The 271-nt window shown below is 66.8% G+C and carries 1 protein-coding gene; it reads left to right on the forward strand.

The genetic code is table 11. The features are described 5' to 3' along the window. On the forward strand, positions 1–271 hold a 271-nt coding region (locus tag SB725_RS31335; RefSeq protein WP_410923308.1), incomplete at both ends, for a patatin-like phospholipase family protein.

Raw genomic sequence — 271 nt, forward strand, 5'->3', positions numbered from 1 at the left:
GGTAACCGCGTTCGGCTACGAATCCGGCCAGGCGGTGACCTTCTATCAAGGGGGCGGGGTGATCGATCCCTGGCTGCGGCATCGACGGATCGGCATTCCCACCCATCTGACGGTGGATCACTTGCTGGCCAGTTCGGCGATCCCCTTGCTGTTCGCGCCGGTGAAGCTCGACCAGGAGTATTTCGGCGATGGGGCGGTGCGCAAGTCGGCGCCCATCAGCCCGGCCCTGAACCTGGGGGCCAGCCGTGTGCTGGTCGTGGGCGTCACCGGC

The sequence above is a fragment of the Pseudomonas sp. SIMBA_041 genome, from assembly GCF_046535095.1.
Lineage (GTDB): Bacteria > Pseudomonadota > Gammaproteobacteria > Pseudomonadales > Pseudomonadaceae > Aquipseudomonas > Aquipseudomonas mucoides.